Origin of the sequence: Flavobacterium hibernum (assembly GCF_000832125.1) — a bacterium.
In the GTDB taxonomy this organism is placed as follows: domain Bacteria; phylum Bacteroidota; class Bacteroidia; order Flavobacteriales; family Flavobacteriaceae; genus Flavobacterium; species Flavobacterium hibernum.
The window spans coordinates 318,296-334,596 of the sequence record NZ_JPRK01000011.1 but is presented as its reverse complement, the minus strand read 5'-3'; the positions used below and the strand labels follow the sequence as shown (position 1 = coordinate 334,596).

16 protein-coding genes are annotated in these 16,301 nt (G+C 33.3%); 12 read left to right on the top strand and 4 right to left on the bottom strand.

Annotated features, from left to right (window positions below):
- Positions 1–4: 4 nt before the first annotated feature.
- Both IW18_RS14335 and IW18_RS14330 read right to left on the bottom strand, forming a co-directional pair.
- Positions 5–1,297 carry an aminopeptidase P family protein gene (locus IW18_RS14335; protein ID WP_041518561.1) on the bottom strand — a complete coding sequence of 431 codons (1,293 nt, stop codon included), beginning with the start codon at positions 1,295–1,297 and terminating at the stop codon, positions 5–7.
- 485 nt (positions 1,298–1,782) lie between these two features.
- Complete coding sequence (locus tag IW18_RS14330) at positions 1,783–2,187, bottom strand: helix-turn-helix domain-containing protein (RefSeq protein ID WP_041518560.1); 405 nt, start codon at positions 2,185–2,187, stop codon at positions 1,783–1,785.
- Between the two features lie 339 nt (positions 2,188–2,526).
- Between IW18_RS14330 and IW18_RS14325 the strand changes: the two genes are divergently transcribed.
- The 9 genes from IW18_RS14325 to IW18_RS14285 all read left to right on the top strand — a co-directional run bounded on the left by IW18_RS14325 (position 2,527) and on the right by IW18_RS14285 (position 8,452).
- A complete protein-coding gene (locus IW18_RS14325; RefSeq protein ID WP_041518559.1) occupies positions 2,527–2,979 on the top strand; it encodes a GNAT family N-acetyltransferase in 453 nt (150 codons plus the stop codon).
- 25 nt (positions 2,980–3,004) lie between these two features.
- Entirely contained in the window at positions 3,005–3,448 is a 444-nt protein-coding gene (locus IW18_RS14320; protein ID WP_041518558.1) for a GNAT family N-acetyltransferase, read from the top strand.
- Positions 3,449–3,450: 2 nt separating this feature from the next.
- Entirely contained in the window at positions 3,451–4,191 is a 741-nt protein-coding gene (locus IW18_RS14315; RefSeq protein ID WP_041518557.1) for a LytTR family DNA-binding domain-containing protein, read from the top strand.
- 99 nt (positions 4,192–4,290) lie between these two features.
- A complete protein-coding gene (locus IW18_RS14310) occupies positions 4,291–4,839 on the top strand; it encodes a hypothetical protein (RefSeq protein WP_041518556.1) in 549 nt (182 codons plus the stop codon).
- An 84-nt stretch (positions 4,840–4,923) separates the two neighbouring features.
- Positions 4,924–5,295, top strand: coding sequence for a hypothetical protein (locus tag IW18_RS14305; RefSeq protein ID WP_041518555.1), 372 nt, complete (start codon positions 4,924–4,926; stop codon positions 5,293–5,295).
- 70 nt (positions 5,296–5,365) lie between these two features.
- Complete coding sequence (locus tag IW18_RS14300; RefSeq protein WP_041518554.1) at positions 5,366–5,557, top strand: hypothetical protein; 192 nt, start codon at positions 5,366–5,368, stop codon at positions 5,555–5,557.
- Positions 5,558–5,926: 369 nt separating this feature from the next.
- A complete protein-coding gene (locus IW18_RS14295) occupies positions 5,927–6,172 on the top strand; it encodes a hypothetical protein (RefSeq protein WP_123902555.1) in 246 nt (81 codons plus the stop codon).
- A complete protein-coding gene (locus tag IW18_RS14290; RefSeq protein WP_041518552.1) occupies positions 6,172–6,996 on the top strand; it encodes a hypothetical protein in 825 nt (274 codons plus the stop codon). The genes IW18_RS14295 and IW18_RS14290 overlap by 1 nt, the downstream gene beginning before the upstream one ends.
- A gap of 376 nt (positions 6,997–7,372) precedes the next feature.
- Positions 7,373–8,452, top strand: coding sequence for a hypothetical protein (locus IW18_RS14285; RefSeq protein ID WP_123902553.1), 1,080 nt, complete (start codon positions 7,373–7,375; stop codon positions 8,450–8,452).
- Between the two features lie 152 nt (positions 8,453–8,604).
- On the opposite strand, the gene IW18_RS14280 is transcribed toward IW18_RS14285, so the two are convergent.
- Positions 8,605–9,966 carry a hydroxymethylglutaryl-CoA synthase family protein gene (locus IW18_RS14280; protein WP_041518664.1) on the bottom strand — a complete coding sequence of 454 codons (1,362 nt, stop codon included), beginning with the start codon at positions 9,964–9,966 and terminating at the stop codon, positions 8,605–8,607.
- Between the two features lie 321 nt (positions 9,967–10,287).
- Between IW18_RS14280 and IW18_RS14275 the strand changes: the two genes are divergently transcribed.
- From IW18_RS14275 to IW18_RS14265, 3 genes are all read left to right on the top strand, one after another.
- The gene (locus IW18_RS14275) at positions 10,288–10,953 is read left to right on the top strand and encodes a succinate dehydrogenase cytochrome b subunit (protein ID WP_041518550.1); all 666 of its coding nucleotides are present in this window, start codon (positions 10,288–10,290) and stop codon (positions 10,951–10,953) included.
- Positions 10,954–10,964: 11 nt separating this feature from the next.
- A complete protein-coding gene (locus tag IW18_RS14270; protein ID WP_041518549.1) occupies positions 10,965–12,965 on the top strand; it encodes a fumarate reductase/succinate dehydrogenase flavoprotein subunit in 2,001 nt (666 codons plus the stop codon).
- A gap of 95 nt (positions 12,966–13,060) precedes the next feature.
- Positions 13,061–13,807, top strand: a complete 747-nt coding sequence (locus tag IW18_RS14265) for a succinate dehydrogenase/fumarate reductase iron-sulfur subunit (RefSeq protein ID WP_041518548.1) — start codon at positions 13,061–13,063, stop codon at positions 13,805–13,807.
- Positions 13,808–13,868: 61 nt separating this feature from the next.
- Here IW18_RS14265 and IW18_RS14260 read toward each other — a convergent pair whose 3' ends face one another.
- Entirely contained in the window at positions 13,869–16,157 is a 2,289-nt protein-coding gene (locus IW18_RS14260; protein ID WP_041518547.1) for a family 20 glycosylhydrolase, read from the bottom strand.
- Positions 16,158–16,301: the final 144 nt, after the last annotated feature.

The window sequence follows — 16,301 nt, the reverse complement described above, 5'->3', positions numbered from 1 at the left end:
AGAATTACGAGTTCATTAAACTTTCAATTTCGTCAACTTCAACAGGAATATTGCGCATTAAGTTAAAAGGTTCACCTTTTTCCTGAACCACAACGTTATCTTCTAAACGAATTCCGAATTTTTCTGCCGGAATATAAATGCCTGGTTCAACCGTAAAAACCATATTGGCTTTCATTGGTTCGTGAAGCAATCCGTAATCGTGCGTGTCAAGACCCATATGGTGAGAAGTTCCGTGCATGAAATATTTTTTATAAGCAGGCCATTCTGGATTTTCGTTCTGAACATCGGCTTTGTCAAGCAAACCTAAACCAAGCAATTCTGATGTCATTATTTTACCCACTTCAACGTGATATTGTTTCCAAAGCGTTCCTGGAGTCAACATTTTAGTTGCTTCGTTTTTAACATTCAAAACGGCGTTGTAAACTGCTTTTTGACGATCAGAAAAACGTCCGGAAACTGGAATTGTTCTTGTCATGTCGCTAGAATAATTAGCATATTCTGCCGCAACGTCAAGCAAGATTAAATCTCCGGCTTTACATTGTTGGTTGTTTTCGATATAATGTAAAACATTTGCATTGTTTCCCGAAGCAATAATAGGTGTATAAGCAAAACCTTTAGAACGGTTACGGATAAATTCGTGAGCCAATTCGGCTTCGATTTCATACTCAGTAACATTTGGTTTTACAAACGACAATAATCTACGGAAACCTTTCTCAGTAATATCACAAGCTTGCTGAATCAAATCGATTTCTTCGCTTTCTTTTACAGAACGAATACGTTGCAAAATTGGGTTACTTTTGGCAACTTGGTGTGCAGGATAACGTTCTTTCCACCATTTTACAAAACGAGCTTCGCGAGTTTCAGTTTCAACACTTGCGCGATAATGTTCGTTTGTATTAATGTACATCGTATCTGCATACGTCATCATTTCGTTCAAAACTTTATGAAAATCCTGTAACCAATAAACAGTTCTAATTCCCGAAACCTGAAAAGCACGTTCTTTACTAAGTTTTTCACCTTCCCAAACTGCAATATGATCGTTGGTTTCTTTTAGGAAAAGAATTTCTTTTTGATTTTCATAAGGCGCATCTGGAAACAAAAGCAAAATACTTTCTTCCTGATCAACACCACTTAGATAAAAAATATCTCTATGTTGTGCAAACGGCAAAGTACTATCGGCACTAATTGGGTAAATGTCATTTGAATTGAAAACGGCAACAGAATTAGGTTTCATTTCTGCCGTGAATTTTTTGCGGTTTTTTACAAAAAGAGCGCTGTTTATTTGATGATATTTCATAATAACTTGTTTTTTGAACTTCGAATTTCAAAATTACTAATTTTTAGAGAAGTAATACAAAATTGAATTATTAAAGTTTTCTTATTTGTAGAAGATTTTTTCTCTCGCAGATTTGGCAGATTAAGCAGATCTTTTTTTGAACAATTTTGTCATCCTGAGGAACGAAGGATCACACAAGGAACTCGACAAAGATTTGAAAAAAAGACTTTTAGAGTCTTAGCAACTTAGAGCCTCAGATCCTTAGAATCTTAGTAATGGCGTGTCCCTTCGGGTCGGGCTTTCGGCTATATCTTTTGCTCCGTTTCACTTCACAAAAGGATACCGCCTCTATCCCTCACGCAAAGTAGATTGTTTGATATTTTTTAGTTTTAGTAAACCCGACAGGTTTTTAAAACCTGTCGGGTTTGTAGACGTTAAATTATAGACGCAAAAAAAACCGAAGTTTTAGGACTTCGGTTTTTCTATAAATATATCTTTCTCGAAAATTATTTATCACTTAACAACTTTTCTAAAAGAGCAACTTTCTCTCTTTCAGTCTCAACCAATCTTTCATAAAGTTTTTCATTCTTATCAAAAGCTTCCAAAAGTTTATCTAATGGGTTAAATGTACAACTATGATTCACGGAAGTTGAACCATTATCATAAGTATTCCCAATAATATTAAAAACAGCTTCTTCAGAAAAGTTTCTTATTACTTCGGCAGGCACGCCCAAAGCATCGGCAATTGCTTTTAGTTTTTCGTCGTCAACACTTTCGCTTCCTTCAATAATCGAGATAGATTGTTGTGTAGTACCAATTGCTAGTGCAAGAGCTTCCTGCTTCATGTCTCTCAGTTCTCTAATTCGGCTAATGTTTCGACCTATATGTCTTGGTTTTATTTCTGTGCTCATAGTTCAAAGATATTTAAAATTCTTTTACGTTTTTGGTTTTGGTAGAAAACAAGTGTCGGTATGTGAGATACATTTTGTAAATCGTTAACCAGTTTGTAAAAATACAATTTTTCTTACTATTAAGCTATGCTTTTACAAAAGTTGAGAAATTTTTCAAAGGTTTTCTAAACGTAAAGTATGTCTTCCTGAGCGAAGTCGAAGGACACGCAAAGAGCTTGATAAAGATTTTAAAATTTGTTTGCAAAATTACTAGCAAATCCTTCGAATTCGCTCACGATGACAAGATTGTGAAATAATGACAATATTGTGTAATATTGTTTTTAAAAATAACCACAAGTTATGACAATAGAAAAAGCAAATACAATCGATCACGAAATACTCACAGAAATAACCAAAAAGGCAAAAGCATATTGGGGATATTCTGATGAGCAACTTGTAAAATGGAGTAATAATTTAACCATAACTCAAGATTATATAAAACGTAATGATGTTTTTAAATTAGTAAATAACAATATAATTGTTGGTTACTATTCCTATTTTTCTGAAGAAGAAAAGAGTATGAAACTTGATAACTTGTTTGTATTGCCAGAATATATTGGGAAAGGATTCGGGAAATATTTAATGACCGATTTTTTGAATCGTATGAAAGAAATTAAAATCGAAAAAATAACATTGGATTCAGAACCCAATGCGGAGCTTTTTTATTCAAAAATGGGATTTGTAAAAATTGGCGAATTCGAAACCTCAATAAAAAATAGATTTATGCCAATTATGGAGATGAATCTCATTTAAGGTTAAATTTGAAAGTGTAAATTTTATGAAATCAAACGTTCAAATTAGAAAAGTAGAAAAACAAGACTTAGATTTTGTCTATAAAGCGATTTGCGAACTAGAAAATGAAATTTTAAATTTCGAAGTTTTTAAAGAAATATTCGAGGAAAACATTTCGAACCCAAAGAATCTTTACTTAATGGCAGAAAACGAAAACGAAGGTTTAGGATTTATTAGTTTTCATACTCAAAATCTTCTTCATCATTGCGGATTAGTAGGTGAAATTCAGGAGTTTTTTATTTATCAAAATTATCGTAGTCAAGGTGTTGGTCGACAATTAATAAGTGAGGTATTAGATTATGCGAATCAAAATAATCTAAAAAGCATTGAAGTGACAACCAATAAAAGGAGAGTAGAGAATGTTGCGATTTATGAAAATCTTGGTTTTACTTTATCGCATAATAAGTTTACGATTAATAGAATCCAATAATAATGAAGCAACTAAACACATCTATAAAGCAAAATCTAATTATAGGTTTACTTTTTAGTTTATGGATTTTTATTTTCGCTTTTATTATTCGGCCTTTTGACGATGGAACTATAAATTTTCGCGACTGGTTTTTAATCAGTATTGGTTTTAGTGTGTTGGCTTTTTTTTGTTATGGTATTTTGACGTTAGTCCAAAAACTAATCTACAGAAAAATTTCAAAGTGGAACATTGCTTTAGAAATTGGATGTATTGCTTTTTTTTATCTTATCTATTTAATTGGAATTTATACGTTTTATAAAAGTCCGATTTTAAACGGAGGATATCGCTTTTCAGAATTCTTTTCGATCATATTTACTAAAGTTGCTTTGATTTTGACGCCCGTAATTATTCTCGCCAGAAGATATTTAATAAAATTGATTCCGATAAAAGAAGAGGTTTTAATTCTTAAAGGCGAAAATCGATTAGATATTTTAAAAATCAACAAGGCTGATTTAGTTTGTATTTCAAATGCCCAAAATTATGTCGAGGTTTTTTATATTGAAAATGGTAGACTTACTTCAAAATTACTACGAACTTCGCTTAAGAGTATGCAGAAAGATTTTAGTTTTTTACTGCAAATTCATCGTTCACATTTAATAAATCCATCACATTTTAGATCCTGGCGAAATTCGACTACAATTATTCTAACGCAAATTGAGCTTCCGGTTTCTAAAAATTATAAGGAAACTTTATTAGCATTATAATTTCGTACCTAAAACAATGCATTTTGTACCTAAACCTTTAAACTAGGCGTTTAAGCGGGTTTTTCATTTTAGTTTTGCTTTCTAAATTTCAAATAAAATATGAAAACAAAACACCTTTGTCTCCTCGGATTATTATTTTTCCTGATCAGTTATTTATTCTTTTCTAAAGTTTTGCCCAGCTTTCAAATACCAATTGATTTTGCACATTGGTTTAATTTAATTGGAGCTTGTTTGCTGTTGTCATTTAATAATGTTTTTTCAAAAACCACTTGGAGTTTTGTAGCTTCCATTGCAACAAATTTTGGCGTTATTGCGCACATTGGTCTTTGTACAATTGATTTTGTAATGTCGAGTTATGGAAATGACGAAATTTCCAAAGCGGCATTAAGCCATCAGATTAGTAATAGTCCTTTTGTTTTTTATCCCTTTATTGCTATTGGTCCTTCTTTGCTTTTTATTGGTTTAACCTTGCATACTTTGCGCTTTATCAAAACAAATTTCATCATTGTTTTATTGATTGTTTTGAGTTCAGCAGCAATCGGGTTTTCATTTTTTGTTTTGAAAAATGGAATTTACATGCTTTTAAGCTGTTTGGTTTTTGTTTTTGGATTGGGTTTTTTGCTTTGTAAAAAAGGAGTTAATAATTAAAAACAAGCTGTTTGTACGTAAGGTTAACTTGAATGTCTTGTTTTAATTTGTATTTTCGTTTTTCTGAATAACTTAAATCAAAAGATGAATAAATATCTAAAATATCTCCTTTCGCTTATTCTGGTTTTTGCCATGATTGCGAATGATGGTGTTTTGGGTTCTCAATCAAAATCGGCAGATTATTATCAATCTTCATTTGTAATTACAAAGAGAGAATCAGATTTTAAAGCTTTTCGTTTATACAAGTACAATCGATTTGCTTATCGCATAAAAACAATATTCTCAATTGTTTTAAATTATCTGAATGACGAAGATGTTTTTAGTTTTCAGATTAATATAGTTTTCAAATTTCGAAAAGTACTTTATCAAAAAATAAATTCATTTATAAATCAGTCTGTTTTTTTAAATGAAATAATCATTTCCAATAATTTTAAAACAGGTTTATACAGAGCTTAAGTTTTTAAGCTTTTATGCGCTTCAACGCATAACATGATAAAGTAATGTCTAATCATTTATCATTTGTAAAATGTATAAACAAAAAAATAAAACACGTTTAGAGAAATCTAAGCGACCACTTCATTGGATTAAAAGAAAAATGCTTTTAATAATTACGGCTTTTATGTTAGGAATGGCAAACGGAATGAATGCCGAAGAACGGTCTTTTAACGGGACTTTTGTGCAAACGGAACAACAGGATAAAAAGGATTTATTTTTTTGATTGGTGTTTAGCCTTTGTCAAATTTTAAAGCTTTGACAAAGGTTTGTTGCTCAAAATGAGAAGCTTTGTGTTTATGGGAATATTTTGATGATGGTTATTATCTGTTCTTTAACGGTTGTATATCTAAAAAATGAATGCTAAAGCGAAACTTATTTTTACCCTAATTTATTACAAAAGAAGCTTCTAGGGGGTTAAATCTTCTTCGTTCCCTGAGTACTTTTGCGTTTTATTTCGAGTAGTATGAAAATTTTGTCTCGTATATGAGACAAATTAACTTTTAAATGTTCTAAAAAAGAAACGAATAATACGATTCATTTAAAGGTGCTTAAGAAACTGGATAATAAAATACATCAAGAAAAAGAATCAAAAATGAGAAAAATTACATTCTTGCTGTTAGTAATTCAAAGTGGAATTATGATGGCGCAAACCAAAACGGTAGTTACTCCAAATGGTGAACGAGTAACTATAAATCCTTATGCTAATAATGGTTTAACTCTCAACAACGGGTTTGTACAACTTGGGGGAAGTTTAACAAAACCTACTACTATTAAAACGTCTGATGTTAACACTTTGGCAATAAGTGGATTGCTGGGGGGGCTGTTACAGATAATTTGATGATGGTAAATCCAGGAGGAGTCTTAAATATGTTGCCGTCAAGTTCATTATCTATGTGGTCTTTGGGAGGAAATAAAAATGGGGTATTGCAAACATTAGGTACAAATAATGCTTTTGATTTACCGTTTCAAACTAAAAATGCTGAATGGATGCGCATTACGTCAGGTGGAAAAGTTGGTATGGGAACAAGTGCTCCTGCTAACAACCTTGAAGTTAATGGGGCAAATGGAACAGGTTCAGGATTAAAGCTTCCAACAGGAGCCAGTTCAGGAAAAATGTTAACTGCTGATGCTAGTGGTAATGCTTACTGGCAAAGTTCGGCAATTCAATTGCAATTGACTGTCACCTCGATTGGTGCTGCAAGAGCATTTCAAAATACTACAAAAACAGATTGGAAATTGATTGATTTCTTTTCGGTAGTTGATACTGATGGTGCTAAAACAATTTATGGATCATCTTTTGGATGGGATACGGCAACAAGTTCATATAAAGTTGCAAGATCCGGGAGTTATCGCCTTTTAATTAATATGTATGCTTTAGGAACTGTGAGTGCTATAAGTAACGGATTAACAGCTACTGCTGGAGACGATTGGCGTGTAGCTGCAATTCTTAATAATAATAATACACAGTCTAGTGTTATTTCTATGCCATTTATTTCGGTAATAGTTGGGGCAAATGATCAATCAGTATTTGTTTCTGGAGTTGCGAATTTAAAAGCAGGAGATGTGCTTAGTTTTAAGACTGTTAATAATTCAAGTACTACCAGACCAGCTATATTTTATGCGGGGCCTGGTCACTCAATAATAACTATTGAATCATTATAATCTGATTTATAGATATTTAAGAAGGTGCAAGGTTTATAACTTCTGAAATATCGACTTTGACTCAATAATTAAAGGAAAATGAAAAAAAACTGAAATGTGGTAAGAATTTATTTTTGGGTTGTAGTTAGTATGAAATATGATTAGAATGCATTTTGTAATAATAAATATATGCATGTTTCTGAAGCTGCTTTCTTGTAAAGTGAAAAGTCAGTTTGTATTGTGTATGCTAATTTGTTTGAAGAAACAAAATGTAAGATCATATTAAAAGATTTATAATTTAAAAATAAAGAGCCAATAGTAAAACATTGTGCAGTTTTTTAATCTATTTAAAAAGGCATTGAACAAAAAAGAATTTTATAGAAAACAATTAAATATAATGAAAAAGATTATTTACATTTTAATAGTGCTACAAAGTAGCTTTATTGGTGCACAAACCAAAACCGTAGTTACTCCATATGGAGAACGAGTAACTATACATCCTAATGCAAATAACGGTTTAACTCCGAATAATGGATATTTACAACTTGGGGGAGACTTAACAAAAGCTAGTGTTTTAGCAACTTCAGGAAGTAATACTTTGGCAATAAATGGATTAATTGCAGGTGCGCCTACAGATAAGCTTGTGGTATTAGATGCAGGAGGTGTTTTAAAGACATTTTTGCCAAGTTCACTGCCTATGTGGTTTTTAGGAGGGAATACAAATGGTGTATTGCAAACATTAGGTACAAATGATGCTTTTGATTTGCCAATTAAAACTAATAATGTAGAAAGGATGCGTATTACGGCAGCTGGAAAAATTGGTATTGGGACAGCTACTCCGTCGAACAATCTGGAAATTAGCGGAACAAATGGAATCGGTACAGGATTAAAACTCCCAACAGGAGCTGGTTCAGGTAAAGTTTTAACTTCTGATGCCAATGGTAATGGTATTTGGCAAGCTGCGGCAATTCAAATGCAAACAGTTGCGGTTTCAGCAGGTGGTGCAAAGCCATTTCAAAATACTACAGGAACAGATTGGCAATTGATTGATTTCTTTTCAAATGTTGTTTTTGATGATGCTAAGGCGCTTTATGGGGCAGCTTATGGATGGAATACAGCAACAAATTCATATACAGTTGCAAGAGATGGAAAGTATCGAATTTCCCTTAATATGTATGCTTTAGGAACAGTGAGTGCTATAAGTAATGGATATACAGCTTCTGCTGGAGACAACTGGCGTGTAGCTGCAGTTTTTAATAATGTTAATGGACAAGCGGGTAAGTCTACTATGCCATTTATTTCGTTAACAGTTTCTTCAAATGATCAATCTGTATTTGTTTCTGGGGTTGTACTTTTAAAAGCTGGAGATATAGTTAATTTTAAAACTATAAATGCTGCGACTGGTGGGGCTAGTATGAGGCCGGCTCTATATTATGGAGCGAATGGTCACTCAATAATGACTATTGAGTCGTTGTAGTTTTATGCTTAAAATCTGCAATTTCATTGCACACGTCTACAAATAACTTAGTGCAGATTAATAATGTGAGAAGCTATATCATATAAAAAAAACCGAAGCAATTTTTGCTTCGGTTTTTTTTATTTTAGTCAAATTTCAAAACTAGAATTTTATTAATCGATCCATTTGTAATAGCGCGCGCCAATTAAATTAGGAATTTCTTTTTCAATTCGATCTAAAATCCATTCGTTTTTAGGAGTTCGAACGCTCTGCTTTTGTTCTTTTTTATGAAGACTTTCATAAGTTTCAAAACCAATTTCTGTGCTTTCTTTCAAATTCTCAAAAAGTTTAGTTTTTTCTAATGCCGATTGCCATTCCGGTTGAATCGTTCCTTCAAAAACTTTCGATTTCGATCCGCTTCCATAAGCAAGGAATCCAAATTGAGTTCCTGCAACTTCTTGCTTTGTATCGTAATAATGTGCCAAAGTCGATAATAATCCCATGAAAATAGAGCCTGTATAAAGATTTCCTATTAACGATGAAGCCAATTCTGCCGGTTGTAATTTCTCGGTTACAAACGTTCTATACTCATCAGATTTTCCAACTTCTTTAATTTTAGTTTGATAATCTGCCGGTTCAATATTATCTGAAACGATTTTATCGGCGTGATCTAAAGCGTAAATTTCAGATAACATTCTTCGTCCCTGAAAAGAATACGGCAAGTGCATGATAATGCTGTTCCAGGAATTGTATAAAGTTTCAGTTGTGTTTTTTAATTTCTTGAATGAGAAATATGCATTTCGCGTACGATCCATATAACATTGATTCGAATATTGACCATCAAAAACCGGTTGGTCTTTATGAATTTCAATTTCGGCTTCTAAATTGTCAAACCAAGGATCGTTGCTTTCATTTTGTGTAATCGCTTCTTTTGAGATAGTTCTGTAAGGTTTAAAGAAGTCAAAAACACCTTTTGTAGATGTTGCCCAATTTTCATCAAAAGCAATAATTCTTGGATTTGAAGTTACAAGCATTGCAAGAGCTCCAGCGCCTTGAGTGTATTCTCCTGTAGAGTTTAAATCATATTTTGCGAAATCCGTAGTAACAACAATTGCTTTTTTTGTCGGATTTAATTTTACAAAGTCAATACAGTTTTGTAACGCGTCTACACCGCCAATGCAGGCAAATGTAAAATCGACAACATCGCATTCTGCAAGAGAATCTTCGCCAAATTTTTGTTCCATTAAACTAATTAAGAACGAACTGATAGGTTTAGAGCTGTCGATTCCGCTTTCAGTACCAACATAAATTCGGCTAATATCACTTAAGTTTATTTTGTTATCAAGAATAAGTTTAGTCAAAGCATTAGCTCCAAAAACAACGGCATCCTGATGTACATCTGGCAAAGTCATTTTAATTAATCCGAGCCCTTTTTCTAGTTTTTCGGGTTCAATATTTCTGGCAATTGCCAAAGTTTTTATGGGTAAATGTATGTTGGCTACATCAAAAGAAATAGCATCAATTCCTGTTTTCATTCTCATTTTTTTTGAAGCCGATAAAGGTAAAATTATGCTATCAAAATTCACTTGTTTTGGCTCATTAAAATTCATCATGACTTTATTTTTGAGGAAAAGAAGTCAAAAAGCATTAAAAAATAACAATTTGGTAATTATATTAAAACCAAGATTTTGTTAAAATGACTTTATAATAAAACCTATTTTATTGTTTTTAAATAATTTGTAGAATTATCGATGAAAGCTCTTTAAAATCATTATAAATAACAACGAAATGGTTGTAGTTCATGTCTAATTGCTTTATTTTTGTATAATTTTTTAAAACAAACTACTTAAACAATTATGGCACAATCTGCACTATTGAATGCTTCCATCTTAAAGAAAGTGGCTATGGCTCTTTCGGGAATATTCTTAATCACGTTTTTAGCGCTGCATGTTTCCTTAAATTTTATTTCTATTATTAGTGAAAATGTTTTTAACGAAGCATCTCACTTTATGGGATACAATCCGCTGATTCAATATGTAATGCAACCAGTTTTGGCAATCGGAGTAATCTTTCATTTCGTTATGGGATTTGTATTGACTGCACAAAACAGCGCTGCAAGACCAATTGCTTATGCAAAATACAATGGAGCAGCAAATGCTTCTTGGAGCTCAAGAAATATGATTATTTCTGGGTTGGTTATTTTGGCTTTCTTAGGATTGCATTTCTATGATTTTTGGTTTCCTGAAGTTACCTATAAATATATTGCAGGTACAGCTCCAGATGCTACAAGATATTATGGAGAGTTAGTTCACAAGTTTCATGATCCAATTCGTACAGGTATTTATTGCATTTCATTTGTGTTATTAGGGTTTCACCTTTGGCACGGATTCAGTTCTTCTCTTCAATCAGTAGGAATGAACAATAAATATTCTAGATTTTTAAGTAAAATCGGTTATGGATTTGCGGTAGTAGTACCAGCGCTTTTCGTCATAATCGCATTATTTCATCATTTCAATAATTAATATAAATTATAATGGCATTAGATTCAAAAATTCCACACGGCCCAATATCGGACAAATGGACAGATTATAAAGATCATATTAATTTAGTAAACCCTGCAAACAAACGTAATTTAGATATTATCATTGTTGGTACAGGTTTGGCTGGAGGTTCAGCTGCGGCTACTTTGGCAGAGCAGGGATATAACGTAAAAGCATTCTGTTTTCAAGATTCACCTCGTCGTGCGCACTCTATTGCAGCACAAGGTGGTATCAATGCAGCAAAAAATTATAAAGGTGACGGTGACTCAGTTTACAGATTATTTTATGATACTGTAAAAGGAGGTGACTACCGTGCACGTGAGGCAAACGTTCACCGTTTGGCTGAAGTTTCGGCTAATATTATTGACCAATGTGTGGCTCAAGGGGTGCCATTGGCTCGTGAATATGGTGGATTATTAGATAACCGTTCTTTTGGAGGAACTTTGGTTTCTCGTACTTTTTATGCGCAAGGACAAACTGGACAACAATTATTGTTAGGAGCTTATTCTGCAATGAACCGTCAGATTGGTCGTGGAAAAGTAAAAATGTACAACCGTCACGAAATGTTAGACATTGTAATCGTGAATGGTAAAGCAAGAGGTATTATCGCTCGTAACCTTGTTACTGGAGAAATAGAAAGACATTCTGCTCACGCGGTAGTAGTTGGATCTGGAGGATATGGAAACGTATTTTTTCTTTCAACAAATGCTATGGGAAGTAACGCAACAGCAGCTTGGAAAATACATAAAAAAGGAGCATTTTTTGCAAATCCTTGTTACACACAAATTCACCCAACTTGTATTCCCGTTTCAGGAGATCACCAGTCAAAATTGACTTTGATGTCTGAATCGTTACGTAATGACGGTCGTATTTGGGTTCCTGCAAAACAAGAAGATGCAAAAGCAATTCGTGAAGGAAAGAAAAAAGCAACTGATTTATCTGAAGCTGAGAGAGATTATTTCTTAGAAAGAAGATATCCTGCTTTTGGTAACTTAGTACCTCGTGACGTGGCGTCTCGTGCTGCAAAAGAAAGATGTGATGCTGGTTTTGGTGTTAACAAAACTGGAGAAGCTGTTTACTTAGATTTTGCTGCAGCAATCAAACGTTACGGAACTGAAGATGCTTATGTAAAAGGTTTAGATGATAAAGATGCTGCTTTGGTAACTAAATTAGGAGCTGCAATCGTAAAAAGTAAATACGGAAACTTATTCCAAATGTATTACAAAATCGTCGACGAAGATCCTTATACTACGCCAATGATGATTTACCCAGCGGTTCACTACACAATGGGTGGAACTTGGGTTGATTATAACTTAATGACTACAATTCCAGGATGTTTCTCAATTGGAGAATCTAACTTTTCTGATCACGGAGCAAACAGACTTGGAGCTTCTGCTTTAATGCAAGGTTTAGCTGATGGATATTTCGTATTACCTTATACTATTGGAGATTATTTAGCTCCAGATATTAAAATGGGTGAAATTTCTACAGATTTACCAGAATTCGTAGCAGCAGAAAAAGAAGTAAAAGATCAAATCGATAGATTTATCAATAATAAAGGAACTCATTCTGTAGATTATTTCCATAAGAAATTAGGAAAAATCATGTGGGATAAAGTAGGTATGGCTCGTAATGCTAAAGGTTTAACTGAGGCTATCGAAGAAATTGCTGCTTTACGTGAGGAGTTTTATAAAGATGTAAAAGTGCCAGGAAGCGCTAACGAATTTAATCAGGAATTAGAGAAAGCGACACGTGTTGCCGATTTCTTAGAGTTAGGAGAATTATTCGCAAAAGATGCATTACACCGTAATGAGTCTTGTGGAGGTCACTTCCGTGAAGAATACCAAACAGAAGAAGGAGAAGCACTTCGTGACGATGAAAACTTTGCATATGTTGCAGCTTGGGAATACAAAGGAAAACCAAGTGATGCAGTATTACACAAAGAACCTCTGGTTTACGAAAACATTAAATTAGTTCAAAGAAGCTACAAATAAGAATTTGGTCGAAAGCCCAAAGTCTTAAAGTCCAAAAGGCAAATGTGTCAAGTGACTTTCGACTTTTGACTTTATGACTTTCAAACTAAAACGGTATGAAACTTACATTAAAAATATGGCGTCAAAAAAACGCCCAAGATAAAGGGGGAATTGTTGATTACCCAATCGACGGAATCGAACCAGATATGTCTTTCCTTGAAATGCTTGATGTTCTTAACGAACAATTAATCAACAAAGGAGAAGAACCAGTTGCTTTTGACCACGATTGTCGTGAAGGAATTTGCGGAATGTGTTCATTATTTATCAATGGAGAAGCACACGGGCCAGACAGAGGAGTAACTACTTGTCAGTTACACATGCGTATGTTTAAAGATGGTGATACAATTTTTATTGAGCCATTTAGAGCAAAAGCTTTCCCAGTAATTAAAGATTTAGTTGTAGACAGAAGTTCTTTTGACAGAATTCAGCATGCAGGAGGATTTATCTCTGTAAATACTTCAGGAAATACAATTGATGCAAATACAATTCCGATTAACAAACACGATGCAGATAAATCATTTGATGCTGCTGCTTGTATTGGTTGTGGAGCTTGTGTTGCAACTTGTAAAAACTCATCGGCAATGTTATTTGTTGCTGCAAAAGTATCTCAATATGCTTTATTGCCACAAGGTAAGGTAGAAGCAGTTGATCGTGTTTTAAACATGGTACACCATATGGATCTTGAAGGTTTTGGTAACTGTACTAACACTGGAGCTTGTGAAGTTGAATGTCCTAAAGGAATTTCTCTTGAAAATATTGCACGTATGAACCGTGAGTATTTATCTGCAAGTTTAAAAGGATAATAAAATACATTTAGTTAAATAGAAAAACGCATTCATTAATTTGAATGCGTTTTTTGCTTTTCTATTCATAGTATAATTGCGAAGCACTAATTTCCTGCTTTTCTTTTCCTTCCTGTTGAATGAAACAATTTAAAGTAGTTCCTCCAACCTGATCAAAATAGCTAATATTGAATTTGTGAAATCCTTTTTCAAGTTTTACAGCTCCATATGCTTCATTTAACCAATGAATGCCATCGTTGTCGACAATTAATTCATTATCGATAAAAAGCTTCGATCCATCATCTGACAGCGTCGAAAAAGTATAGTTTGCAGTTTCTGGAATAAAGATGTATCCGTCAAATTTTAAGCCGATATAGCGCTCTAATTTCGTTTTCCATTTTTCGCTGCTTATTGCGCCTTCAAAAATTCCTGAAGTAACAGGTTTTGCAAAATCTAAATCTTGTACCTGCTGAAATGTTCCTGTATAATAATTAAATTTTAAACCTTTTTTAGATGGTTTTATGGCTAGTGCCGATTTTAGATCAGGATTTTTAACGATTATTTTATTAATTGAACTTCTTCTGCCACTTGGGCTTATTTGAACTGTTTTAATGATTCTAAATTCTCCTTTTGGAATATTTACTGTTACAGGTTTTGTATAAAGTTCAGCAGTTTCGTCTGGATTATATCCGTCAATCGTATAAAAGATTTGTCCGTTTTTGATTGTTGGTTTTAAATCTAAAATATATTTTGATGCAATTAATGCCGTTTCTTCTGCGCCAACAGGACTCGGGACTTTATACAGTCTTTTTTGTGCTTCTAATTTTTCTAAATGATATGGAATTTGGTTTAGAATAAAACTGTTGTAGTTTTTATTTTTAGGTTCTGTCCAGGCAATTTCGGCTAAAGCAAATACACGCGGATAAATCATATAATTTAGTTTGGCGGGACTTGTTAAATATTCTGACCAAAGATTCGACTGAACACCCATAATGTATTTTTGTTCTTCGACAGTTAAGCTATCTACAGGAGTTGGGTTGTAGTTGTATATTTTTTCTACAGTAGTTAATCTTCCAATTGTTAAAGGTTCTTGTGGAGAATATCCTTGGTTGTAATCTAGATAAAGTACTTGTTCCGGATTCATAATCACAAAATGTTTTTGTTTTGCTGCGCTAATTCCTCCAGACTCTCCTCTCCAAGACATTACAGCTGCGTTTGGTGCAAGTCCCCCTTCAAGCATTTCATCCCAACCTAAAATTTGTCGTCCGTTTGTATTCAGGAATTTCTCAATTCTGGTTGTTAAGTAACTTTGTAATTCATGTTCATTTTTTAAACCCAAATCCTTAATTCGTTTTTGACAATTTGGGCATTCTTTCCATCTGGTTTTTGGGCATTCATCTCCACCAATGTGAATGTACTTACTAGGGAATAAAGCCATAACTTCGGTCAATACATCTTCAAGAAAAGTAAAAGTTTCTTCTTTTCCTGCGCAAAAAATATCTTCAAAAACACCCCACGATTCTACAACTTTATACGATCGATCAGGAAAACAAGATAAATTAGGATAAGCGGTAACGGCAGCAGTTGCGTGACCCGGCATTTCGATTTCCGGAATAATATTTACATAATGGTCTTCGGCAAATTTGACAACGTCTTTGATTTCTTCCTGAGTGTAAAATCCTCCGTATGGATTTCCGTCAAAAAAATACGGAAATCTTTCGAATTTATTTCCAACTAAAGTTTGTGCTCTTTTAGAACCCACTTCGGTTAGTTTTGGATATTTTTTTATCTCAATTCTCCATCCTTGATCGTCCGTTAAATGCCAATGAAAGTTATTTAGCTTATAGCTAGACATTTGTGCGATAAAATCTTTTATAACATCGACTGAGAAAAAATGTCGGCAAACATCGAGGTGAAGTCCGCGATAATTGTATCTAGGCTCATCTTCTATGGTTACGCAAGGCAATTTTATTTCCTGATTTTTTGGCTTATTTGGTAAAAGTTGTAATAAACTCTGAACAGCATAAAATAATCCTTCTTCACTTCCGGTAACGGTGATTTTTTTTGGAGTTATGTTGATTTTGTAAGCTTCTTTTTTTAAAGATTCAGCCGGGTTTTTAGTAATAAACAAAATTTCGATATTGCTTTTTTTACTTGATGTATTTGTGTTTATGGCCGATTCGAAAATTTGAGCAGTTTTGAGTTCTCTTGCACTGAATTTATTTTTTTCGAAAGACACTTTAATCTGTCCGGTCAAGTGAATACTGTCTCCTGTAGTTTTGAATGAATTTGGCGCAGGAATTATTGTCGTATTTTGTGCGTTTCCGAAGGAATAACAGAATAATAAAAGAAGAATAAAACTTTTTTGCATGCTTGTTTCTTTAGTTTGTTAAACAAATTTATAATTTGTCTGTTATGGTTGCATTTTTTTTGCAAATGGGTTTATGTTTAAATGTCTTTAAAATAGGTAAATTAACTTTTTTATTACGTACTGTTATAATTTGTTTCGCAATAA